Annotated in this window: 16 protein-coding genes; 7 read left to right on the top strand and 9 right to left on the bottom strand. The window is 64.4% G+C overall.

Annotation, left to right across the window (positions count from 1 at the left end; genetic code table 11):
• Nucleotides 1-18 precede the first annotated feature (18 nt).
• Together BSTEL_RS08270 and BSTEL_RS08265 are read right to left on the bottom strand one after the other, a co-directional pair.
• Nucleotides 19-1,215, bottom strand: a complete 1,197-nt coding sequence (locus BSTEL_RS08270) for a class E sortase (RefSeq protein ID WP_084686206.1) — start codon at nt 1,213-1,215, stop codon at nt 19-21.
• 6 nt (nt 1,216-1,221) lie between these two features.
• The gene (locus BSTEL_RS08265) at nt 1,222-2,049 is read right to left on the bottom strand and encodes a DUF881 domain-containing protein (RefSeq protein ID WP_051922984.1); all 828 of its coding nucleotides are present in this window, start codon (nt 2,047-2,049) and stop codon (nt 1,222-1,224) included.
• Nucleotides 2,050-2,247: 198 nt separating this feature from the next.
• Here BSTEL_RS08265 and crgA point away from each other — a divergent pair, with 198 nt between their 5' ends.
• Nucleotides 2,248-2,703, top strand: a complete 456-nt coding sequence (gene crgA / locus BSTEL_RS08260; RefSeq protein ID WP_034529461.1) for a cell division protein CrgA — start codon at nt 2,248-2,250, stop codon at nt 2,701-2,703.
• Nucleotides 2,704-3,627: 924 nt separating this feature from the next.
• Here the strand turns inward: crgA and BSTEL_RS08255 are convergent.
• On the bottom strand, nt 3,628-4,335 hold the full coding sequence (locus tag BSTEL_RS08255; RefSeq protein WP_034529641.1) for a rhomboid family intramembrane serine protease: 708 nt from the start codon (nt 4,333-4,335) through the stop codon (nt 3,628-3,630).
• 133 nt (nt 4,336-4,468) lie between these two features.
• Between BSTEL_RS08255 and BSTEL_RS08250 the strand changes: the two genes are divergently transcribed.
• Nucleotides 4,469-4,702 carry a hypothetical protein gene (locus tag BSTEL_RS08250; protein WP_034529458.1) on the top strand — a complete coding sequence of 78 codons (234 nt, stop codon included), beginning with the start codon at nt 4,469-4,471 and terminating at the stop codon, nt 4,700-4,702.
• Between the two features lie 284 nt (nt 4,703-4,986).
• On the opposite strand, the gene BSTEL_RS08245 is transcribed toward BSTEL_RS08250, so the two are convergent.
• Nucleotides 4,987-7,431: a glycogen/starch/alpha-glucan phosphorylase gene (locus BSTEL_RS08245; RefSeq protein ID WP_034529455.1), complete on the bottom strand. Its 2,445-nt coding sequence runs from the start codon at nt 7,429-7,431 to the stop codon at nt 4,987-4,989.
• 224 nt (nt 7,432-7,655) lie between these two features.
• Between BSTEL_RS08245 and BSTEL_RS08240 the strand changes: the two genes are divergently transcribed.
• Nucleotides 7,656-8,102 carry a sterol carrier family protein gene (locus BSTEL_RS08240; RefSeq protein ID WP_034529452.1) on the top strand — a complete coding sequence of 149 codons (447 nt, stop codon included), beginning with the start codon at nt 7,656-7,658 and terminating at the stop codon, nt 8,100-8,102.
• Nucleotides 8,103-8,104: 2 nt separating this feature from the next.
• Here BSTEL_RS08240 and BSTEL_RS08235 read toward each other — a convergent pair whose 3' ends face one another.
• Nucleotides 8,105-8,512, bottom strand: coding sequence for a DUF3073 domain-containing protein (locus BSTEL_RS08235; protein ID WP_034529449.1), 408 nt, complete (start codon nt 8,510-8,512; stop codon nt 8,105-8,107).
• 185 nt (nt 8,513-8,697) lie between these two features.
• Here BSTEL_RS08235 and trpS point away from each other — a divergent pair, with 185 nt between their 5' ends.
• The gene (gene trpS, locus BSTEL_RS08230; RefSeq protein WP_034529448.1) at nt 8,698-9,825 is read left to right on the top strand and encodes a tryptophan--tRNA ligase; all 1,128 of its coding nucleotides are present in this window, start codon (nt 8,698-8,700) and stop codon (nt 9,823-9,825) included.
• Nucleotides 9,826-9,978: 153 nt separating this feature from the next.
• Nucleotides 9,979-11,493 (top strand): amidohydrolase, encoded by a 1,515-nt coding sequence (locus tag BSTEL_RS08225; protein WP_034529446.1) that lies wholly within the window; start codon nt 9,979-9,981, stop codon nt 11,491-11,493.
• Nucleotides 11,494-11,805: 312 nt separating this feature from the next.
• On the opposite strand, the gene BSTEL_RS08220 is transcribed toward BSTEL_RS08225, so the two are convergent.
• Entirely contained in the window at nt 11,806-13,482 is a 1,677-nt protein-coding gene (locus BSTEL_RS08220; RefSeq protein ID WP_156963237.1) for a sodium/proline symporter, read from the bottom strand.
• A 156-nt stretch (nt 13,483-13,638) separates the two neighbouring features.
• The gene (locus BSTEL_RS08215; RefSeq protein WP_420796403.1) at nt 13,639-15,438 is read right to left on the bottom strand and encodes a threonine/serine exporter family protein; all 1,800 of its coding nucleotides are present in this window, start codon (nt 15,436-15,438) and stop codon (nt 13,639-13,641) included.
• Nucleotides 15,439-15,873: 435 nt separating this feature from the next.
• On the opposite strand from BSTEL_RS08215, the gene BSTEL_RS08210 reads away from it, so the two are divergent.
• Nucleotides 15,874-18,630, top strand: coding sequence for a phosphoenolpyruvate carboxylase (locus BSTEL_RS08210; protein ID WP_034529444.1), 2,757 nt, complete (start codon nt 15,874-15,876; stop codon nt 18,628-18,630).
• A gap of 864 nt (nt 18,631-19,494) precedes the next feature.
• Nucleotides 19,495-20,829 (top strand): OFA family MFS transporter, encoded by a 1,335-nt coding sequence (locus BSTEL_RS08205; RefSeq protein ID WP_084686204.1) that lies wholly within the window; start codon nt 19,495-19,497, stop codon nt 20,827-20,829.
• A gap of 75 nt (nt 20,830-20,904) precedes the next feature.
• Here the strand turns inward: BSTEL_RS08205 and BSTEL_RS08200 are convergent, their stop codons facing one another.
• Both BSTEL_RS08200 and BSTEL_RS08195 read right to left on the bottom strand, forming a co-directional pair.
• Nucleotides 20,905-22,554, bottom strand: coding sequence for an RNA-binding domain-containing protein (locus BSTEL_RS08200; protein ID WP_051922983.1), 1,650 nt, complete (start codon nt 22,552-22,554; stop codon nt 20,905-20,907).
• A 112-nt stretch (nt 22,555-22,666) separates the two neighbouring features.
• A partial coding sequence (locus BSTEL_RS08195) for a thioredoxin family protein (RefSeq protein ID WP_034529440.1) occupies nt 22,667-23,577 on the bottom strand: 911 nt, incomplete at its 5' end.

Raw genomic sequence — 23,577 nt, 5'->3', positions numbered from 1 at the left:
TCCCGCGCCACGGACGCGTCACGACGTCACCGCGAAATTGCTCATCTGCTGGAGGAACGGGATAGTGGTGGCCGCCCACGGGAACGTCCACTCGAACAAGGCCGCCGCGGCGGCGACGCACAGCAGCGCGAGCAGCACGACGCGCACCGGCAGCACGCCGGGCTGGAGCCGCAGCAGGCCGCCGTAGATGCTCGCGTCGGGACGCGGGCGGCGACCGGCGCGGATTGCGGCGCGCGCCGGCCAACGCCATGCGACCGCGGCGGCGATGAACAGGACGATCCAGGCGACGAGCGCGCCGATCACAACCGGCTTCATCGAGCCCATGCGCGCGGGCAGCGACATGGCGGTGGTGCTGTTGCTCGCGAACTTCACCTTGCCGGACGCGTCGGTGGTGGCAAGCTCCTGCGGGATGCCGTCGGACACCTTCGCCCAGTATTTGAGTTCGCCCCACACGATCCAACGATGCGTCGGCGTCGAGTATTTCGGCTCGCAGGTGGTGAGCGTGATCATGCGTTTCGTGGCCTGCTGGCCGCTGTTGAACGGGTCGGGGGCGATCACGTACACGTCTTCGGGCAGCACGATCTTGTACTGGGTGAACGTGTACACGTACCAGTAGTCCTTCGTGCGCACGACGATCGCGTCGCCCGTCTGGAGCTTGTCGACGTCGCCGAGCGGCTCGCCGTAGCCGTTGCGGTGTCCGGCGACGGCGAAGTTGCCGACCTGACCGGGCATCTGCGTGTTCTCGTAGTGGCCGAGACCGTGGCGGGCCAGCTGGGCGGCGTCCGTGCCTTCGACGATGTTGCGCTGCCAGCCCGAACCGAAGCGCGGCACGTACAGTTGCGCGATCAGGTCGCCGTAGCTCGCCGACTCCGGCTGCACGGGGGCGTCGCCGGACTGCGCCTTCGCGATCGTCGTCTCGCCGCCGTTCTTGGACGGGTCGGACCAGGAGACCTGCTGGCGGGTCTCGACCTGCGTGCGTTCCGCCTCGACGCCGGTCCACCACATCTGCCACACGATGTACAGCGCGCAGATCGCGGCGAGCGTGATGAGGATCTCCGCGAGGATGCCGATCGCCTGCCAGAACGGGCCGTTGCGGCGCGCGGACCTGCCGCGGGAGGCGCGGGGGCCGGGAGTGGTTCCGGTTGTTCTGGGAGCGGTGGTGGTTACGGGCGTGGTGACGGGTGTGCTGCCGCCGTGACGTGCGCTGTGCTTCATCTGTCGTTACTTCCCTTCCGTCGCGGATCGGCCTGACGCGGTGTCGCCGGACTGCGCGTCCGTCGTGTCCGTGCTGGTCTCGTCGTTCTTGCCTTTGACCACCGTCGCGTATTTGAGCGGCTGCAGCAGGGACGGCGTCTCGTCGAACGTGAGGCTCTTCTTGCGTTCCACTTTCCATCCGAGGCCGAACGCGCTCACATACTGCTTGTAGATTTCGATCGCCGGAGAATCGTCGAGCGCCTTGACGAGCTGATCCGGGTCGCCGATCGCGGAGATCGTGAACGGCGGCGAATATTTCTTGCCGTGCAACGAGACCACGTTGCCGGAACAGATGACCGCCGAATTGAACAGCATGCGCTGATCCATGAACTGCATCGAATCGGCGCCGCCCGCCCACAGGGCGTTGATGACCGCTTCGAGATCCTGCTGGTGAATCACGTACTTGTCGATATCGTCGCTGGAACCGGACGAATCGACCGCCTGCTCCCACATCGGCGAATCGTCGAGCGTGACGGCGATGCCGGGACCCTCCACTTTCGGCAGCGTGGTGCCGGTACCGGAATCCTCGCTGGTGGCCGGAATGTCGCTGTTCTTCGCGGTGAGTTCGGTGAGCGTGCTCACGTCGGAGCTGAGCTTCTTCACGTCGGCGGACAGGCCGTCGACCTCCTTGACACGCTGCTCGACCAGCTGCGCCGTGTCCGAATTGACGACGGCGGTACGGTTCGCGCGCAGATTCGTCACGAGCAGATAGCCGGTGAGCGCCACGACGACCATGACGGTGACGCTCCCCCGCAAGGATCGTTTCGCGATATGCCTGCCGCCGTGTCTGGCCATACGCTCGCCTTTCGTCTGTGCCCCGGCCGTCCCGCCATCATCCCGTCTCCGCGCGAATATCGTGCGCGAATCGTGCGATTCGCGCACGATATTCGCGCATAGGTTCCGCACCCGAGACCATCATGGCGGGCATTGTTCGCCGCTTTCGAGTGTAACCACTATGATGACTTCTAGCCTATTGAAATGGAGACTACGCTGATGGCTGACGAAGAGCTCAACGAGAACGATTCGAGGGGACAGAAGGACTGGCAGTCCGAGACCGCGACGGATGCGGCCACGACTGCGGACGCGGACGCCAAGTCCGATTCCTCTGATGAGGCTTCCACCGACAACGGGTTCACCGTGGACATGGATCAGGTCGAAGCCGTCCTGAACGCCACCGCCGACAAGTCGTCGATGACGCCGCAGATGAAGCGCATGATGGCCCGTCAGGAGGAGAACACCCGCCGCGTCGAGGAGACGATCAAGGGCACCAAGTCGAACCCACGCTGGTTCGTGCCGCTGTTCTGCATCCTCATGGTGATCGGCCTCGTGTGGGTCGTCTGCTACTACCTGACCAGCAATTACCCGATTCCGAACATCGGCGCCTGGAACCTGCTCATCGGCTTCGTGATCATCATGATCGGCTTCCTCATGACCATGTGGTGGCGCTGAACGACAGCGCGTCCAGCGTATTAGTTGTCGGGGGTGCGGCTCATTCATGCATGAATGAGCCGCACCCCTTCGTCATATCACCCGCGCGCAAATCCTTTGCGCACGGACTGCCGTGCCACAACAGCTCCGGCGGGTCTTGTGTGGCACGGCGATGCGCCACACAAGGGCGGAATCGGGCGAATGAGGGATTGTGCGGCGCGATTTCATGCCACACAAGACGCGGAATCACATTCGTGAGCTTTGTGTGGCGAACTGCCCGTGCCACAACAGGCGTCACACGGCCTTTCGGCGCTTACGTGGAGCAGTATCGCACCATACGAACGCCACGCAAGACGCAATCGACCGTTTCGGAGCTTGTGTGGCATGGGACCATGCCACACAAGCTCCAGGCGCCCCTTATGTGGCGCAATCGCCCTCGCATGCGAGCAATCCGCGTGGTTCAATCCCGTCCGAGCACGTGGACCGGACCGAAGCTCGCATCCCACCACCACAGTGGATAACTGTGGATAACAGACGGGGATAATTATCCACAGTTATCCACAGAGCCTCAGACATTGGAAATACTGGGACTGCGGACGACACTCACAGGGTTATCCACAGGTTATCCACAGTTGTGCACAACTTATCCACCGGTTGTCCACCGAAATCCACAGGTTATCCACCGCGAAGGGCCAGCATGTGCGGAAAACGGTGTAATCCACGGTGAACAACAACGTTGTGGATAACTTCGGACGCGCGTTGTCCACAACGCATAATCGTTGCGATATCAACGATTATGTGACTTATCCACGGAATCTATCCACTGTTGTCCACCGGTTATCAACTGGTTATCCCCAAGTTATCCACACGTTTTTCCACATTTGTGGAAAACTACATATGTGTGATTATCCACCGAATCACCCATATATGGGTGAGCCGTTGTGCTCACCATACCGGCGCGCAGAGCAGCATCACGGCGATCAGGAGCACGACCATCGCACCACCGTAGATCCACATGCGCTGGGTGAAGGAACGACGCCGCAGCGCCGGTACACCGGCGACGAGCAGCCAGGTGAGTGCACCGCCGACCACGAATCCGCCGACATGCGCCTGCCATGCGATGCCGCCGACCACGAACGGCAGCAGGAAGTTGACGGCCATCCAGATCATCATCGACCGAATGTCCTCGCCGACGCGACGGTACACGACGAGTACCGCGGCGAACAGGCCGAACAGCGCGCCGGACGCACCATAGGCGGCGGTCATCCAATCGCCGGTCACGCGCGACCAGACGAGCATGCCGACGGCGCCGCCGAACCCGGAGATCAGATACAGCGCGAGGAACCGCCAATGGCCCATCAGCCGTTCGAGCATCGGGCCGACCGACCAGAGCGCGATCATGTTGAACAGGATGTGCATGAAGTTCGGCGCATGCAGGAACATCGATGTGAGAATCGTCCACGGTTTGGCGAGCATCGTGAGCGGCATCACCATGCCGGAACCGACGAACGCGTTGAACGCGGCGGGCGCGACGAGACTGAGCAGCATCTCGACCGCCCACACGGCCACGCACAGACCGATGATCGTCCATGTGACGACCGGGCCGCCGTTGCGCCACTCGTATTGGATCTGCCGTTTCGTCGGGAATCGCATCTGCATGGTGTCATCGTATCGGGCGGGGAGAATCCCCGGTGTCGTTCCACCCAATCCACACATAACCGCGCCTATGATGGGTTGCAGGGTTGGCTTGAACGGACAGGCCGACGAGAATGGGAAAGGAGCCGTCATGGAGAACAAGTCTTCGAACGGTTGGAAGTTCTTTGCGCTGCTGTTCGGCGCGCTGCTCGCAGGTCTGGTGGGCCTGTACATCTACAAGCAGCAGAACCCGGATTACGATCCGTGGGAGGAGCCGTGGGAGAACAGCTCCTCGCCGGTCGATCTGGGCCTGAACAAGGGCAAGGACGAGGAGGCCGATGAGGCTCCCGCCGAGGATGCTCCGGAAGCCGCCGCCGAAGCCTGAGTGTTTCCCTCGGGAGTGTTTCCTCGGGTGGGCATCCATGCATGATATGCGTGATGACCGCCCGTGAATACCCACGTGAGCATACGGAAAGCCCCGCAACCTGATAAAGGTTGCGGGGCTTTCCTGCGTTTCCGACAGACAACGGACTCGCCCCCGCTGGCGGGGGCTTCCGCGAAGCGGGTGGGGGTGGCCGCTCCGCAAACGGAAAAGACCACCCCCAGTCGGCTACCGCCGACAGCCCCCGCCGGCGGGGGCCAGATCACACCGCGGAGGACACTCCATCATCAGGCGAGCGGGCCGGTGTGCCAGATGTCCTTGAGGTAATCCTCGATCGCGCGGTCGGAGCTGAAGAAGCCGGAGCGGGCGACGTTGAGGAGGGCCTTACGGTTCCAGTCGAGCGGGTGGGTGTACAGCTCCTCGATCTGGGCCTGGATGTTGGCGTAGGAGGAGAAGTCCGCGAGCGTCATGAACCAGTCCTTGGTCAGCCAGTCGGCGACGAGCGGCGCGTAGGCGTTGCGGTCGCCCTCGGAGAAGGTGCCGCCGGCGACGAGGTCGATGGCCTGCTTGAGGCGCGGATCGGACTCGTAGTACTTCGCCGGATCGTAGCCGGTCGCGTAGAGGGACTCGACCTCGTCGACGTTCATGCCGAAGAGGAAGAAGTTCTCGGCGCCGACGCGTTCGCGGATCTCGACGTTCGCGCCGTCGAGGGTGCCGACGGTGAGCGCGCCGTTGAGGGCGAACTTCATGTTGCCGGTGCCGGAGGCCTCCTTGCCGGCCTGGGAGATCTGCTCGTCGAGCTCGGTGGCCGGGATGAGGTTCTGGGCCATCTCGATGTTGTAGTTCGGCAGGAAGTGGACGGCCAGCTTGCCCTTAACGTCCGGATCGTTGTTGACGACGCGGGCGACGTTGTTGATGAGCTGGATGGTCATCTTGGCCAGGTAGTAGCCCGGGGCGGCCTTGGCGCCGAAGAACACGGTGCGCGGCAGCACGTCGTCGGCGTTGATGGTGCCGTTCTTGATGCCGGCGTAGCGGGAGATGACGGCGAGGATCTTCAGGCTCTGGCGCTTGTACTCGTGCAGGCGCTTGCACATCGTGTTGAACATGGTGTTCTCGTCGATGTCGATGCCGTAGTGATCCTTGGCGAAGCCGACGAAGGCGTGCTTGTTGGCCTGCTTGACGGCGGCGAACTTCTTGACGAACTCGTCGTCGTTGGCCAGCGGCTCCAGGCCTTCGAGCAGGTCGAGGTCGGAGATCCACTTGTCGGTGCCGAGGCCTTCGGTGATGAGGTCGGACAGGCGCGGGTTGGCGAGCTTGATGAAGCGACGCGGGGTGACGCCGTTGGTCACGTTGGTGAACTTGGACGGGTAGGCGTCGGAGAAGTTCTTCAGCGTCATGTCCTTGAGCAGCTGGGAGTGCAGCGCGGCCACGCCGTTGACGTAAGAGCCGCCGTAGGTGGCGAGGTAGGCCATGCGCACGGCGTCGCCGGTGTAGATCGCCATGTCGTTGATGGTCGCGTCGTCCACGCCCTTGCCCTTGAGCTCGGCCTTGAACTGGTCGCTGATCTTCTCGATGATCTCGAGGTGACGCGGCAGCAGCTCGCCGATCAGGCTGGCCGGCCAGACTTCGAGGGCTTCCGGCAGCAGCGTGTGGCAGGTGTAGTTGAACGCCTTGGTGGTGATGCTCCAGGCGGTGTCCCAGTCGTAGTCGTATTCGTCGATGAGGATGCGCATCAGCTCGGGGATGCCGATCACCGGGTGGGTGTCGTTGAGCTGGAAGCAGATCTTGTCGGCGAAGGTGGTCAGATCCGGCTTGTCCTCGCCCGGGTAGAAGAAGCGGATGGCGTCGTGCAGGGAGGCGGAGACGAAGAAGTACTGCTGCTCGAGGCGCAGCTCCTTGCCGACCTTGGTGGAATCCTCCGGGTAGAGGATCTTGGAGATGTTCTCGGCGGCGACCTGCGGCTTGACGGCCTCCATGTACTCGGAACGGTTGAAGGCGAGCAGATCGAACTCGTCGTAGGCGCGGGCGGTCCACAGGCGCAGCGTGTTCACGTTGCCGGACTTGTAGCCGGGCACGAGGTAGTCGACCGGGATGGCGCGCACCGACCAGGCCGGCTTCCACACGCGCTTGCCGTTCTCCTCGACGACCTCGCCGCCGAAGGAGACCTTCTGGTCGCGGTTGTAGTCGATGTGGCCCCACGGCTCCTCGTTCTTGAGCCAGTAGTCCGGGGTCTCCACCTGCTTGCCGTTCTCATCGAAGGTCTGCTTGAAGATGCCGTAACGGTACTGGATGCCGTAGCCGAACGCCGGCACGCCCAGCGAGGCGAGGGAGTCGACGTAGCAGGCGGCGAGACGGCCGAGGCCGCCGTTGCCGAGGCCCGGCTCGTACTCGGCGTCGACGATGTCCTTCGGCTCGAAGCCGAGGGCTTCGACGGCCTTGTCGAACTGGTCGGTCAGGCCGGCGTTGAGCAGCGCGTTCTCCAGCTGCTTGCCCATGAGGAACTCGGCGGAGAAGTAGGCGACGGTCTTGGTCTCGCCCTTGGCGGTCCTGGCCTGGGTGTCCATCCACACATCCTGCAGATGGTTGCGGACGGCCTTCGAAGCGGCGACGTACACGTCGGCGGCGGTGGCCTGCTCGACGGTAACGCCCTGGCTGTACTTCAGTTGTTCACGAATCTCATCGGCGAACTGCTCTGCCGTGACAGGAGATTTCGGAGCGGTAATCTCGGTCATAGTATTCTCGTTTCCTTCCGGGGAGGGACTTCCCTGACCATCATAAGACGCGCCGCGGGGCGCATCCCAACACATACATGAACAGTGCGTTACATTCGCACGGCATCGTGCATACGTTTTCATCGGTCAACACTGGCCACTCTACTACGTAGCCCCAACGAGAGCGCCAAGGCGCGTGTTCGCCGCGCGCATGGCACGGCAGGGGTCGCGGCACAATGGCGGTTATGGCAGTGATTCTGGAGAAGGATTTGGCGCGCGGCAGGCAGTCGTACGACGCGTGGCGCGCCGCGGCATACACGATGATGACGGACGCGCGCGCGGCAGGCGGCGACGACGACGCGACGCGCGACGCGCGGCTGTCGATCGCGCCGCGGCTGGCACGTCCGACGACGGCGATGGCCGTGCGCTACTCGCTGCACCTGCTGGAACGCAAGGCGCCCGGGCCGGGCGTGGAGGTGCGCGTGGCGCCGTGGGGCGCGGTGAAGATCCTCGACGGACCGGCATCCGATCCGCACAACCTCACGCCGCCGGATGTGATCGAACTCGATCCGGACGTGTGGCTGCGCGTCGCGACCGGCGTGACCACGTGGGCGGAGGAAAAGGACGCCGGCCGCATCAGCGCGGTCGGCGAACGTGACGATCTGGGATGGCTGCTGCCGCTGGAGGCGTGAGCTCAGGCCTTCTTGGGCTTGAGGGCGCTGGGCATCGGCATCCGAATCGGCTTGTGCGGAGGCATCGGCTTCGGCGCGGCCGGCTTGGCCGACGTCTTCGGGAATTCGCCGCTGGTCGCCTTCGCCGCGGCCTCGGCGGCCCACTTGGCGTACTCGTCGAGGTCGTCCTCGGCGGGGGCGGCGGACTTGCCGGCGGCATCATCCGCGTCGCGGGCGGAATCGCTCGAAGCGACGTCCGCATAGTGGTCATCGTAGTGATCGTCGAGGTCGGCGAACGGGTCGACCGAGCCGGTCCCCGGCTCCTGGCCGCTCAACTCCTTGGCAAGCTCGTCGTAATCGGTGTCGGTTGTCAGATACTTGAGCTTACGGGCAATTTTCTGCTGCTTGGCTTTCTGACGTCCGCGGCCCATGTGACCCCCTGAAAATAATGCTTGCTATCGATTCATCAACTAAGAAGAGTACCACTTGTTTTCCGCTGCGGGCTTGTCGGCTCGCGCTTTTACGATAAAAGCGATATTTTGCACGGTTTTGACACAACCCGCGACGGCGACACGCGCCCGATCGGGCTGCCCCCATCAATCAAAGGACGATGAGCATGACGGACGAAACGCAGGCGCAGACCACGCAGGCGCAGACCACCGAACCGCAGGTCACGGCGGCCGGCAACGAGATGAGCGCAAGCTTCCTGGCGGCGAAGAAGCGCTCGGACGCGACGCTCGCCAAGCTCGAAGCCGACCCGGGCAAGTTCACGATGCTCACCGGCGACCGCCCGACCGGCCGCCTGCACCTCGGCCACTACTTCGGCTCCATCCGCGAGCGCGTGGCCATGCAGAACAAGGGCGTGCACTCGAACATCATCATCGCCGACTACCAGGTGATCACCGACCGCGACACCACCGAACACATCCAGGACAACGTCCTCAACCTCGTGCTCGACTACATGGCCGCCGGCATCGACCCGAAGAAGACGATGATCTACGCGCACTCCGCCGTGCCGGCCGAGAACCAGCTGCTGCTGCCGTTCCTCTCCCTCGTCACCGAGGCCGAACTGCACCGCAACCCGACCGTCAAGTCGGAGATGGAGGCCTCCGGCCACGCGCTGACCGGCCTGCTGCTCACCTACCCGGTGCATCAGGCGTGCGACATCCTCTTCTGCAAGGCGAACGTCGTGCCGATCGGCAAGGACAACCTGCCGCACATCGAGATCACGCGCACGATCGCCCGCCGTTTCAACGAGCGCTACGCGAAGAAGCACCCGGTGTTCCCGGAGCCGGCCGCGATCCTGTCCGATGCCCCGGAGATTCCGGGCCTCGACGGCCGCAAGATGAGCAAGTCCTACGGCAACTCGATCATGCTGGGCGCCACCGCGGCCGAGACCGCGAAGCTCATCAAGAAGAGCAAGACCGACGCCGAGCGCACAATCACCTTCGACCCGGTCAACCGTCCGGAGGTCTCCGCGCTGCTCACCACCGCGGGCCTCGTCACCGGCCGCGACCCGAAGGACATCGCCGCCGAGATCGGCTCCGCCGGCGCCGGCGCGCTCAAGGCATACGTCACCGAGTCCGTGAACGAGTTCCTCGCCCCGCACCGCGAGCGCCGCGAAGAGCTCGCCAAGGACATGGACTACATCCGCGACGTGCTGCACGACGGCAACAAGCGCGCCAACGAGATCGCCAACGCCACCCTCGACGAGGTGCGCGAGGCGATGGGCATGAAGTACTGATCCAATTCGCCGGCCAACCTGCATTTGGGGATTCCAGGGGTTGACCGACACAACAACAAGCCGGCCAACCTCGGAAACGTATCCTCCGGAGTTGGCCGGCTTGTTTTCCATGGGTCGGATAGCAGGTGTGTGCGCTCACATCCAAGTGGCATGATGGCGTTCATGGGTACATCGCTGAACATCCTCAACGCGCTCGTCCCCGGCGGCGACGAGCGTGTGGACCTCGTCGTCCGCGACGGGAAGATCACGGCCGTCGGCCCCGCCGTCGCACGGCCCGACACGGACGAAACCATCGACGCGACCGGCCTGTGGGTCATCCCCGGGCTGGTCGACTGCCACACGCATTTCACGCAATGGTCGAAGACGCTCGGCCGTCTCGATCTCATCGACGCGAAATCCGCCACCGAGGCGATGGCGATGCTGCGCGCGCATCTCGACGCGCGCCGTGCGGCCGGCACGCTCGACCCGGACGCGTTCGTGGTGGGCATGCGCTTCCGCCACTCGCTGTGGGCCGATGACGAGCAGCCCACGCTCGCCGCGATCGATGCGGCGGCCGGCGAGCAGCCGGTGGCGCTGTCGAGCGCGGACATGCACTGCGGATGGGTGAATTCGGCGGCCGCACGCCGTCTCGGCGTGCATGCGGACGCGAAGACCGGGCTCGTCGGCGAGCTCGAATGGTTCGACGCATACACGAAGTTCGACAAGGCGCCGGGCGCGGCCGAGGAGACCGATCGGCTGCTGCGCGAGGCGGAGAAGGATGCCGCAAGCAAGGGCGTCACCGCAATCCGCGACTACGAGATGGCGGAGAACATCGACACGTGGATCGCGCGCTTCGCCGCTGGCATCGACGGACTGCGCGTGAAGGCGGGCGTCTACCCGGAACGGATGGAGGCCGCCATCGCAGCCGGCTGGCATACCGGCAAGCCGTTGCCCGGCAGCCGCGGACTCGGCGAGGTCGGCGCGATGAAGCTCATCTCCGACGGCTCGCTCAACACGCGTTCCGCCTACTGTTCCAAGCCGTATTCGGGCATCACGCCGGCCACGTACGGCACGCTCAGCTATACGCCGAGCCAGATCGCGCGCTACATGCGGCTCGCCACCGAACACGGCTTCCGTATCGCCTGCCACGCAATCGGCGACGAGGCGAACGCGGTCGTGCTCGACGCGGCGGAGCTCACGCACGCACGCGGGTCAATCGAGCACGCGCAGATGCTGCGCCGCGAGGACATCCCACGTCTGGCCGCGCTCGGCCTTGAGGCGAGCGTCCAGCCGCAGCATGCGATGGACGACCGCGACGTGATCGACCGGTTCTGGGCGAATCCGGCCGGCGTCCCGTACGCGTTCCGCTCGCTGCATGCGGCGGGCACGCGGCTTCGTCTGGGCTCCGATGCGCCGGTCGCGCCGCTCGATCCGTGGATGGCGATTTCGGCGGCCGTGTTCGCGACGGAGAGTTCCGCGCGCGAACCGTTCCAGCCGGAGCAGCGTCTGCCGCTGCGCGTCGCGCTCGCGGCATCCACCGAGGTCGGTCGCGGGTATCTGCGTTCCGGCGATGACGCGGATTTCGTGCTGCTGGACGCCGATCCGTACGCGATGGAGACGCCGGAGGCGATGCGCGCGATGCGCAACCACGTCGCGATGACGTTCCTCGCCGGACGACGGACGTACTGAGGAACGATGCCTCTCTTGGCCCCCTCTGACAGGCTGAGCCGTGAAGCGGAGAGCCCGGCGGGCTCTCCGTAGGCGAAGGCGAGCGACAGCGAGCTGATATGAAGCCAGCCGCAGGCTGTCCTTGATTGCGGTCGGGCTGTCGAACGCAGTGAGACTGGGGGAGAGATAGCCGGAACGTAACGTCGACGGTATCTCTCCCCCACCCGGCTACGCCGGGAGCCCCCTCGTCAGAGGGGGCCGAAAAGAGCCGAGGCTACTTGCCGGTGACGCAACGACTCGCCTACGGCGAGGCGATCTCCTGCCGTCGCTCGGCTATCGCCTCTCTCCGGCCGAGTCGGTGGACAGCACACCGTGCTGTCCACTCACCTCCTCGGCCATGGCCTCCATCGGCTCGTCGACGAGCACGGAACCGGATGGCAGGGTGCCGGGGAGCGGGTCGTCCATGTAGTGGTCGAACTCGTAGAGCATCCGGTCGTTCGGCTTCTCGGTGACGAGCGAGAACACGACGATGCACAGCAGCGAGACGAGGAACGCGGGCAGCAGCTCGTAGATCGCGAACACGCCGCCCAGTGGCTTGACGAGATTGTGCCAGATGAACACGGTGGCGGTGCCGGAGACCATGCCGGCGACGGCGCCCACCTTGTTCGCGCGGCGCCAGTACAGCGCGCACAGCATGAGCGGGCCGAACGAGGCGCCGAGGCCGGCCCACGCGTAGGAGACGACCTGGAAGATCGAGGAGTTCTGGTCGTAGGCGACGAGGCAGCCGAACAGGAACATGAGGACCAGCGTGATGCGCGCGACGATCATCACCTGACGGTCGGTGGCCTTCTTGTGGAGCAGGCCGCGGAAGATGTTCTCGCCCATCGCGGAGGCGCCGATGATCATGTACGAGGAGCTGGAGCTCATCGACGCGGCGAAGATGCCGGAGACGACCACGCCGCACACGAAGCTCGGCAGCAGCGTCTGCGCGAGCACGATGAAGATGGTCTCCGCGTCCGTGCCGGTGAGCAGGTGGGTCGGCATCATCGCGCGGCCGACGAGGCCGATGCACACGGCGCTGGCGAGCGACAGCACGCACCAGGAGGTGGCGATGATACGCGACTTGCGCACCTCCTCGGCGTCGCGGATCGACAGGAACCGCACGAGCACCTGCGGCATGCCGAAGTAGCCGAGACCCCACGCGAGCATCGAGACGATCGTGATGATGCCATAGTCGGTCGGAGCGCCGAACACGGCCTTGCCGGCCTCGACGATCTGCTTGCCGGTCTCGGGGTCGAGCGTCGGGGAGGCGACCTGCGTGCCGGAGATGAAGCCGGGGATCGCGCGCAGGAACGCGACGGTCTCGCCGATGCCGCCGGCGGAGGCGACCGTGCCGACGAACACGACGGCGAGCGCGAAGAACATGAGCAGACCCTGGATGAAGTCGGTCATCACGACGGACAGGTAGCCGCCGACGATCGTGTACACGAATACGACAAGCGCGCCGAGCACCATCATCAGGTGGTAGTCGAAGCCGAACAGGGCGGTGAATAGTTTGCCGACGGTCACGAAGCAGCTGCCCACGTACACGCAGAAGAAGACGAGGATGATGATCGCGGAGATCGTCGAGATGACGCCTTTCTTGTCGTGGAATCGTTTGGCGAAGAAGTCGGGGATGGTGATCGCGTCGCCGGCGACGACCGAGTAGCGGCGCAGTCGACGGGCGACAATCTTCCAGTTGAGGTAGGTGCCGATGGCGAGGCCGAGCGCGGTCCACATCGGGTCGGCGGCGCCGGTGAAGTAGGCGAGGCCGGGCAGGCCCATGAGCAGCCAGCCGGACATGTCGGAGGCTTCGGCGGACAGGGCGGTCAGCCACGGCCCGACGCCGCGGCCGCCCGCGAAGTACTCCTTGGAGGAGGAGTTGGACCGCTTCGAGTAGATGAATCCGATGGACAGCATGGCCGCGAAATAGATGACCATGGCCAGCAGAATCCAGAAATCGTTCGCCACGCTAACCGCCTTATCCGAAATATCCACGGTGCCGCGCAGACGCGTGATGCCGGCAGGTGACGACCGTGGGTTTCTCTCTGGGAATTCCTAGTACTGTCGCCGACCTTCCCCGAAAGTGCGGACAATCCCACGGCGACGTCTCGTATGCTGAGCGAATCAGATGTCGTAGCGCCAGGACTTGTCGGTGATGACGCGGGCCATCGCCAGTCCGATCGGCAGGCAGACGATGACCATGAACGCCTTGAACGCCCAGTCGAGCGCGGTCAGCGTGTCGAACGAGCCGAGGTGGAACATAGCCTGGTACATGTACAGGCCGGGCACCATGATCACGATCGACGGCACGGTCAGGCAGATGCGCGGGTAGCCGAAGTGCGGCGCGAGCCAGCCCTTGCGCACGGACGAGCGCCACGCGGTGGCGAGCAGGCCGGCGAGGAGGGCGCCGATGAACGCGCCCGCCTCGGCCGGCACGCCGTGGTCGACGAGCTCGAGTCGCAGCGTATCGGTGATGGCGCCGATGATCGCGGCGACGAGGCACATGCGCTGCGGCGAGTTGAACATCACGGAGAAGCCCCAGACACCGAGGAACGCGAACACGAAGCGCAACGCGCCGTTCACCCACACGTTGAGGCCGAGCGGCTCGAATCCGGTCGGGTTGAGGTGCACGATCGAGGCGACCATCCAGCCGGCGAGCGTGGCCATCAGCACGATGCACAGGAAGTACGTGAGACGTTGGATGCCGGACGGGAAGTCGATCTTCGCCATGTCGAGGCCGCTGGTGATGAGCGGGAATCCGGGGATGACGAACAGCATCGCGCCGATGTACGCGGTGTCGTGCTGCAATGCGATCGGGTCGAACAGGCCGATCAGACGCAGCGTGCCGGTGCAGACGAGCGCGGCGAGTGCAACGCACACGAACGTGACGAAGAACTGGTTCAGATGGTGCTTGAACAGGCGGCGGCGCAGCCAGTGGCCGAGTCCGGCGCCGAAGAACGCGCCGATCATGTCGTATGGGCCGCCGCCGAGCAGGAACACGAAGGACGCGCAGGCGATCGCGGAGGCGAGTCCGGCGAAGGCGGGCGAGTAGAGCGGCTTGCGGTGCTCGATCATGTCGAGGCGATGGTGCGCCTGACGCACGGTGATGCCGCGGCTGCCGCGGCCGTTCGCCGCGGACGAGCCGTCGGCGAAGTGTTCGGCGTATTCCTTCGGCGGTTTGCTGTCGGCCAGTTTCGACTTGCGGCGGCGCGACGGTTTGACGGCGGATTCGGCGGCGCCCGCCGTGCGTCCCGCTTCGCGCTCGGCCTCGCGCGCCTGTTCGTCGGCGGCGCGCGCGGCGAGCGACTGGGTCATCGCGGACTGCGACCAGTCGTCCTCGTGCACGCGCAGCTGGTGGGCGCGCGGATCGCCGGGATCGCTGTGGCGGCTGGCGTCCTCCAACGCGTCGAGCACGGCGTCCTGACCGGGGCGGGAGGCGACGCGCTCCTCGCGAGCCTCCTCGCGAGCCTCCTCCTTCTCTTCCTTCTCCTCTTTGCGCAACTGCTTGGAGAGGTCGGCGGAGACCTGCGAGGCGTCCTTCGCGTCGAGATGCTGCATGAGGCCCTGCGAGACCTCGGGCTGCACGTGGTACATGCTCTCCTCGCCGAGGTTCACGCTGAACCAATCGGCGAAATGCTCGAGCAGCCAGATGCGTTCGGTGTTGACGCCGGTGCTCGGCAGGTCGATGACCTCGGTGATGCGGTCCTTGCCGTCCGTGCAGGCGGCTTCGATGTCGGTGAGGTTGACGTCGGCGCGCACATGCACGCCGAGCGGGTAGGCGATGCGGTGCATCATCTCGCGCACGCGGAACGATCCGGTGCCGGCCGACAGGTCGAGCAGGCCGACGCGCACGATCACGCTGGCCTTCGCGGCGATGCCCGCCTCGGCGATCGGCTTGTCCCAATCGCGTTCGATGTCCTCCATGTCCAACGGGATGGAGTGGGTGTGGAAATGCTGGACGGCGATCGCGCCGTGCTCATGGCTGTTCCTGATGTCGGCATGCCCCTGGATCGGGGTTTCGCCGCCCTGATGCTGGCTGTGTTCTTGGCTCTCACTCACGCTGTCCATTACTACCGCGCGGCATGCCCGCAATCATCGGCACAATCGCCGTCGCCCACCACTGAGTCCACATACCGGACTTTCCGGCGTCACGATTCGACAAACGCACAAAATCCACTCACTATCGCGCACAAAAAATGGACTTCGTAACATGAAGTGCGATTACGCGTGGCTACAATGACGACCACAACCAAACGCTGCGCAGGGCTGTGGGCTCGCAACGGCCGATCTCAACAACCATGGAGGAGCCATGGACGATCGGCAGACCGAGCAACCCTCAACGTGGCAGAAGGAGGTCTGATGACAGATAACGATCAGCAGATCACGCCCGCCGACGCGACGATAGTCTCGACCGGCACCGGAACCAAGGGTCCCGAAGAGCGTCATCTTCCTGAATCACTCGCCAGCGATATGGATCTGTGCCTGCGCATTCTGCGCGACGTGCTCGGCGAGTTCGATCCCAAATTGCTCGCCACTTTCGATGAAGTGCGCCAGTATGCGGTCGAGGCCAGCGCCGAACACTTCGAAGGCGTCATGGTCGATCCCGATCCGGATCACGACGGACTGAAGAAGGCAGTGGAGACCATCGACAAGATGAAGCTCCACGACGCCCAGCTGCTGGCCCGTGCATTCGCCACCTACTTCCACCTCGCGAACCTGTGCGAGGAGGACTACCGCGTCTCCGTGCTGCACGCACGCGAGGCCAAGGTGACCGAGGACAGCGCCGTGGACCCGATCAACGAGCTCACCGTCGCCTACCACCAGCTCATCAACGAGATGGGCCCGGCGAAGGCGAAGGAACTGCTCGACCGACTCGAGTTCCACCCGGTGTTCACCGCGCACCCGACCGAAGCCCGACGCAAGGCCGTCGAAGGCAAGATCCGCCGCATCTCCGAACTGCTCACCGCGCACAAGACGCTCGGCGGCTCGGACAAGAAGGAGAACAGCCGCCGCCTCTACAACGAGATCGACGCGCTGTTCCGCACCTCGCCGATCGCGCTGAAGAAGCCGACCCCGGTCGAGGAGGCGGACACGATCCTCGACATCTTCGACAACACGCTGTTCCACACGATTCCGCAGGTCTACCGTCGTTTCGACGACTGGGTGCTGGGCGACAAGGCCGGACTCGTCGAGCCCGTCTGCCCCGCGTTCTTCCACCCGGGCAGCTGGATCGGCTCCGACCGCGACGGCAACCCGAACGTCACCGCCAAGGTGAGCCGTCAGGTGGCCCGCAAGTTCTCCGACCATGTGCTCGCCGCCCTTGAGGAGGCCACCCGCACCGTGGGCCGCAACCTCACGATGGAAGCGGAGACCACGCCGCCGAGCTCCGAGCTCAAGGTGCTGTGGAGCCACCAGAAGGAGATGAGCGAGAGGCTCACCGACAAGGCCGCGCTGATCTCCACCAAGGAGCTGCACCGCGCCGTCATGCTGGTGATCGCCGACCGCCTGCACTACACGATCGAGCGCGACGCCGACCTCATGTACCACACGTGCGAGGACTACATCGCCGATCTGAAGACGGTCCAGAAGTCGCTGGCCGACGCGGGCGCCAAGCGCTCCGCCTACGGCCCGCTGCAGGACCTCATCTGGCAGGCCGAGACCTTCGGCTTCCACATGGTCGAGATGGAGTTCCGTCAGCACTCCGTCGTACATTCGCGCGCTCTCGCGGACATCCGCGAGCACGGCCTGCACGGCGAGCGCGGCGATCTGCAGCCGATGACCCAGGAGGTGCTCGACACCTTCCGCGCCCTCGGTTCCATCCAGAAGCGCAACGGCACGAAGGCCGCCCGCCGCTACATCATCTCGTTCACGAAGAGCGCCCAGAACATCAAGGACGTCTACGAGCTGAACCGTCTCGCCTTCGCGCATCCGGAGGACGTGCCGACCATCGACGTGATTCCGCTGTTCGAGCAGCTCGAGGATCTCCAGAACTCGGTGGACGTGCTCGAGGACATGATCAAGATCCCCGAAGTGCAGGCTCGTCTCAAGGCCACCGGCAACAAGCTCGAGGTCATGCTCGGCTACTCCGACTCCTCGAAGGACGCCGGCCCGACCTCCGCGACGCTGGCCCTGCACTCCGCGCAGGAGCGCATCGCCAAGTGGGCGAAGTCGCACGACATCGACCTGACCCTGTTCCATGGCCGCGGCGGCGCCGTCGGTCGTGGCGGCGGCCCCGCCAACCGTGCGGTGCTCGCCCAGCCGGTCGGTTCCGTCAAGTGCCGCTTCAAGCTCACCGAACAGGGCGAGGTCATCTTCGCCCGCTACGGCAACCCGGTGCTGGCCATCCGCCACGTCGAGTCCGTCGCGGCGGCGACCCTGCTCCAGTCCGCGCCGAGCGTCGAGAAGCGCAACACGGACATGACCGTCAAGTACGCGGAGATGGCGCACGAGCTCGACGAGGCAGCGCACGAGCGCTTCCTCGACCTGCTGCACACGCCCGATTTCGCGCAGTGGTTCTCCACCGTGACGCCGCTGACCGAGATCGGTCTGCTGCCGATCGGCTCCCGCCCGGCCAAGCGCGGCCTCGGCGCGAAGTCGCTCGACGATCTGCGCACGATTCCGTGGATCTTCTCCTGGGCCCAGGCCCGCATCAACCTGGCCGCCTGGTACGGCCTCGGCACCGCATGCGAGAAGTTCGGCAATCTGGAGACGATGCGCCAGGCCTACGAGGAGTGGCCGCTGTTCTCCACGTTCATCGACAACATCGAGATGTCGCTCGCCAAGACCGACGAGCGCATCGCGAAGATGTACCTGGCGCTGGACGACCGCACCGATCTGCCGGAGAAGGTCATGCACGAGATGGAGCTCACCCGCAAGTGGGTGCTCGCCATCGTCGGCGACAAGTGGCCGCTCCAGCACCGTCACGTGCTCGGCCAGGCCATCCGAATCCGCTCCCCCTACGTGGACGCGCTGTCCGTCACCCAGGTGCTCGCGCTGCGTTCGCTGCGTAAGAAGGTGGACAAGGAAGAGCTCTCCAAGAGCCAGCAGGCCGAGTTCATCTATCTCATCCTCTGCACCGTGTCGGGCGTCGCCGCCGGCCTGCAGAACACGGGCTGACGTTTGCGGTCGGTTGTTGCAGCTCGCGCTGCAACAACCGGTTTGGAAGCCCAGTGGGCTTCCAAACCCGCAAACGTAGGCGGTGATTTGCGCTTGTGCGCTTCGCGCGCGCAAATCACCGCCAATACAGCAAGGGACCGCGACTCAGCGGTCCCTTTCCTTTTCCCGTCACCGCGGCGAAGCCGCGAATCAACACAGTCTCGCCGAAGGCAAGTCCACACAACCGCCCCGCCGGCGGGGGCTCCCGGCGAAGCGGGTGGGGGTGGTCCAGACGGGTGATCCGGACGGGCAATCCGGGCGGGGCCTGCACACCGGCGACGCGAACCACCCCCAGTCAGCCTTCGGCTGCCAGCCCCCGCCAGCGGGGGCGCTCCCCGGGCGCGTTGTCAGGTGCCTCCACTTCAATGCCAGCCCCAGCCGGCGGGGGCGTTTCCGGCACCGCGCCCTCACCATCCACGCCCGCACCGCCAGCCCCGCCGGCGGGGGCGTTTTCCGAGTCCGCATCACGACACGGCCACCCTTGCGAAAGCGTGTGAACTTTCTCACACGGGACACCACCGCCCTTCCGCGAGCCATGGTATGAATCCTCGTTATAGTGCTTTTTGTCGGCGTCGACAGGGGGCAAGAACGCCGGCGAAACACACATCGGAGATGTTCGGTTGAAACATCGGATATCCGCGATGCGCATGATGTGAATCATCGTGCACGTCATATGACCTATGACATGCGGATTCCGCATCATCGCACGATCAGCGTGCACGCAATCGTTTCGCATGACCGTTCCGCGCGGAACGGCTCGGCGCCCATCCACCCCTTGCGCATGCCGGCAGGCCATCGTATCCCGCTACGAAAGGAACCCCGCGCATGGCGAAGATCACCGCGAACCGTTGGACCAGCGCGATCGCACCTGCACTGCTCATCCACATCCCGATCGGCACCGTCTACTGCTGGAGCGTGTTCAAGCAGCTCATCGCCGACCAGATGCACGTCGCACCCGCTTCCGTGGAATGGGCGTTCTCGCTCGCCATCTTCTTCCTCGGCATGTCCGCCGCGTTCGCGGGGCCGATGGTGGAGAAGGACATCCGCAAGTCGGCGCTCGTCTCGATGATCTGCTTCGTGGCCGGATTCGCGGGCACGGGCGCGAGCATCGCGCTGGGCTTCCTGCCGGGCGTGTTCATCTGCTATGGCGCGATCATGGGCGTGGGACTCGGCGTCGGCTATCTGACGCCGGTCAAGAACCTGATGCTCTGGTTCGCGGACAACAAGGGCCTCGCCACGGGTATCGCGGTCGCCGGATTCGGTCTCGCCAAGGCGATCGGCAGCCCGCTGATGGAGCTCCTGATCGGCGCGGTCGGCCTCGTGAACATGTTCTACGTGCTGGCCGCGATCTACGCGGTGATGATGCTCGCCGGATTCCTGCTCATCCGCCGTCCGGCCGGCTGGACGTACGATCCGGTCACCTCGCATGTCAGCCGCCGTTCGATCCTCACGAAGCCCGTGTTCTGGGGCATCTGGATCGCGTTCTACCTCAACATCACCTGCGGTCTGGCGCTCATCAGCCAGGAGAAGGACATCCTGCACGACGTGCTGGCCGCGCTGCCCCGTTACTCCTCGCTGAGTCCGAGCGCGTTCTCCGCGGCCTCCGCGGGCGTCATCGGACTGGTGCTGGCCGTCGACTCCGTGTTCAATACGGCAGGCCGCGTGGGCTTCTCCACGCTTTCCGACCACTTGAAGCGCCGCGAGAGCGTGTATCAGGTGCTCTTCGTCATGTCGATCGCCGTCTGCCTGCTGCAGATCGCGATTAACAGCATCGACAATGCCCTGCTGTGGGCGGTGCTCGCCATGCTGTTCCTCGTCAACGCGGGCTACGGCGGCGGATTCTCCACGCTGCCGGTGCTGCTCGACCAGCACTTCGGCACGAAGACCGTCTCCACCACGCACGGACTCACGCTGAGCGCGTGGGCGTTCGCCGGCTTGTCCGGCAACCAGCTGGCTTCGTTCGTGGTGACGCACGCGCCGGATCAGGCGCATCGCTACGCCGCGCTGATCCCGGTGCTCACCGCGCTGTACGTGGTGGCGCTGGTGAGCGTCACCCTGGTCAAGGCCGCCGGCAAGCGCGTCACCGTCCGCGACGCGGCCCCGACTCCGGCCCCCGAGACGGCACGTCCCGCTCGCCCCGCCATCGGCAAGGCCGCCTGACGCGCTACTGACAATACACGGGTCGACCAGCCCAATCACGGGGTCCGTGATGCCACCATTCACGGACCCCGTGGATTACACACGCACGTATCGAGACGATGGGCCATTCCCTTCACGACGGATCGTACCGGCATCTTCGAGTTTCTTCAGCAGCCGATAAGCGCTGATGTAACTCAGACCGAACAAATCCATGACATCGGCGGTAGTGGCTATGCCATCATTGTTCTCCATGAATCCCAGAACAAGGCCCTCACGCCGTGTGGCATCGATATTGCGTTGACGCATATAGGACTTCAGCCCGTCCGAACGCTTATACACTTGGGCACTCAGCATATACGACCGATAGGCTCCCCCACCAACGGCTTCCACCAAGCCGGCCTCCACAAGCGCTTCGATGGAAGAGACGATACGTCTACGTTCAAGGTGGGAGAAGTCACACAACTGCGTCATGGTCATTCGTCGATGCTCGCGCAGCAAGGAAAGCACTATCAACGACCAAACCGACAGCGGCGCCCCCCGTCGACGTTCCTCCGCGCTGATCATGCCGATGAACGCCTCATCCGGCACTACACGGCGTAGGAACAGCACCACTTCTTCGGCGCTCGATTCGGAATAATCCGGGAAGGCCCCACCTGACGCGATGGATCCGGCATAGATGGCATCCACTCCGCGTCCGGTCCGTTCAACGTACCCGGCGGCCTTCAGAATCAGCGCAAGTTGGGGATTGCGTGAACGTGGCTGCACGGTAAGCAAGTTGTCTTCGGAAACGCCTTCGATGAATCCTCCGGGATTGGCTATGGTTAATCCATCATCGTCGATCAGGAACCTTACCGAGCCCATTTGCGCATAGTCCCGATGACAGAAGGCGTTGATCATAGCCTCGCGAAACGCCGTGTGGTCGAAGTCCGGCAAATCGACGCGAATCAGGCCGCTCATGATTTCGTGACTTGGATTCCATGGGGTCATCAACTCATCGATACGGTCAAACATGTCCACCAAAGGCCGTACGAACGGGTCGGTATTGACCTTCGGGGACATGCCCTTCATCACTTGGAATACGGCGGATGCCGCGGGGACCGAACGTCGGATGGCATCAATTGTGCCGATGGTCAACAAGCCGGCGACGGAAGGCTGCGGACCGTCCGGTCCGTCAACGACCAATTCCAACGCCCTGTCGAAATCGACATCGTCAAAAGACAGCAATGAGCTTTGGGCATTGGCGCTGCGGATACTGCTCCGTAATTTATTTCGCGCTTCCGGATTCAAATCAGACAGCCGTGCTTCGGGGGCCGGTTGCGCACTGAAATCATACGAACGTTGCTGGGATAGACGGCTGATGAACTGTGCCACGAACAGAGGAACGACTTCGGGCGTACCGTCTGCTTTCAGGCGTCGTTGCAGTGTTTTTCCTTGGCTGGTGGAGACAATCTGCTGGCTATTGTCCACTTCGATGGAAACCACCGGCAAACCGTTCTCATGGAGCAAGGAGACACGCGTTGAGAGCTGCGGAACGGTTTTGTTGAAAATGAACGCGGCCAACCCGTTGATGTTGCAATGCCGTCTGTCCGCGCCTGTTACGGTTCCCCCGTCTTCGACGCCGAGGTATAGAGCACCGCCCTTCGTGTTTGCCAATGCGACCACATTATCGACGATCTCATCATCAGTCTGAGGACGGTACTGTTCGCCCTTGAACTCCACCGTCAGGCTTTCCTTATCCGGCAGCATGCCGCCTCCTCTCATCTTTCATCTACTTGCAATAGTTCTAACATGTTAACTCTTAGTTCTTACATGTAAGAACTATTGCAAGCGGACGGAGAAGGATGCGGCACAACCTCCGTTACGCACCCAGCAAATCGAGCATCTGGGCGATGTTCTTCTTGCCGAACTCGACCTTCTGCTCGCCGCCCTTGTCGATGACGATGCAGGGCACGCTCATCGCGCCGTACTGATCACGCAGTTCCGGGAAGTGCGAGACGTCGTAGGCTTCGGCGCGCACGAGCGGGTTGAGCGAGGCGATGCGCTGCGAGGCGAGCACCGTCTCCGGGCACATCGTGCAGGTGAGCGATACGAGGATCATCACATCGGTCGTCTCGGCAATCGCCGCGGCCCGCGCCTTGAGGTCGTCGTCGAGCGGCTGGCCCGGGCCCGCCGCGTTGTACAGGCCCAGCACGAACGAGTTGAACTCGTGGCCGGACGGCACGCCATGGAAGGCGAGCCCGGTGAAGACGAGACGGGCCCCGTCACCAGCACCAGCGCCGTCACCAGCGGAATCATCGGCCACGCAGATGCGCACGGCCGGACGGGCCGCCGGCATCACGCCGGACGGGTCGAATTCGGCGCGGCCGGAATCGTCGAGCGTGCCGTACACCGGCAGCACGGCACCGGCGCTAGCCGCATCACCGGTACCAGCTGTCCCACCATCACCGGCACCGCCCGCCGAAGCGACGATCTCCAACGGCTCGCCGACGACCAGACCGGCCGGCGCCGACGCACCATCCACCGCCGTGATCACCCCGGACGCATCCACGGCCACCGAATTCAGCTTGCCGCCGGACAGCGCGATCATCTCGCCGATGAATCCCTGCAATTCCGCGGACAGCGGGGTGTCGTCGAGTTCCAACGCGAGCGTGACCGGGCGCGCCATGCGACCGAACACGACGCCGAGCTGCTGCTTGATCGCGGCGGAGAACAGCTCGCCCGGCTTGCGCTGCGACGCGGCCTTCGCGGCGGCCGCGTCGGCGCTGCGCT

Origin of the sequence: Bifidobacterium stellenboschense (genome assembly GCF_000741785.1) — a bacterium.
GTDB classification, from domain to species: domain Bacteria; phylum Actinomycetota; class Actinomycetes; order Actinomycetales; family Bifidobacteriaceae; genus Bifidobacterium; species Bifidobacterium stellenboschense.
The sequence above is the reverse complement of the archived record's forward strand: the minus strand, read 5'-3'. Positions and strand labels throughout refer to the sequence as shown.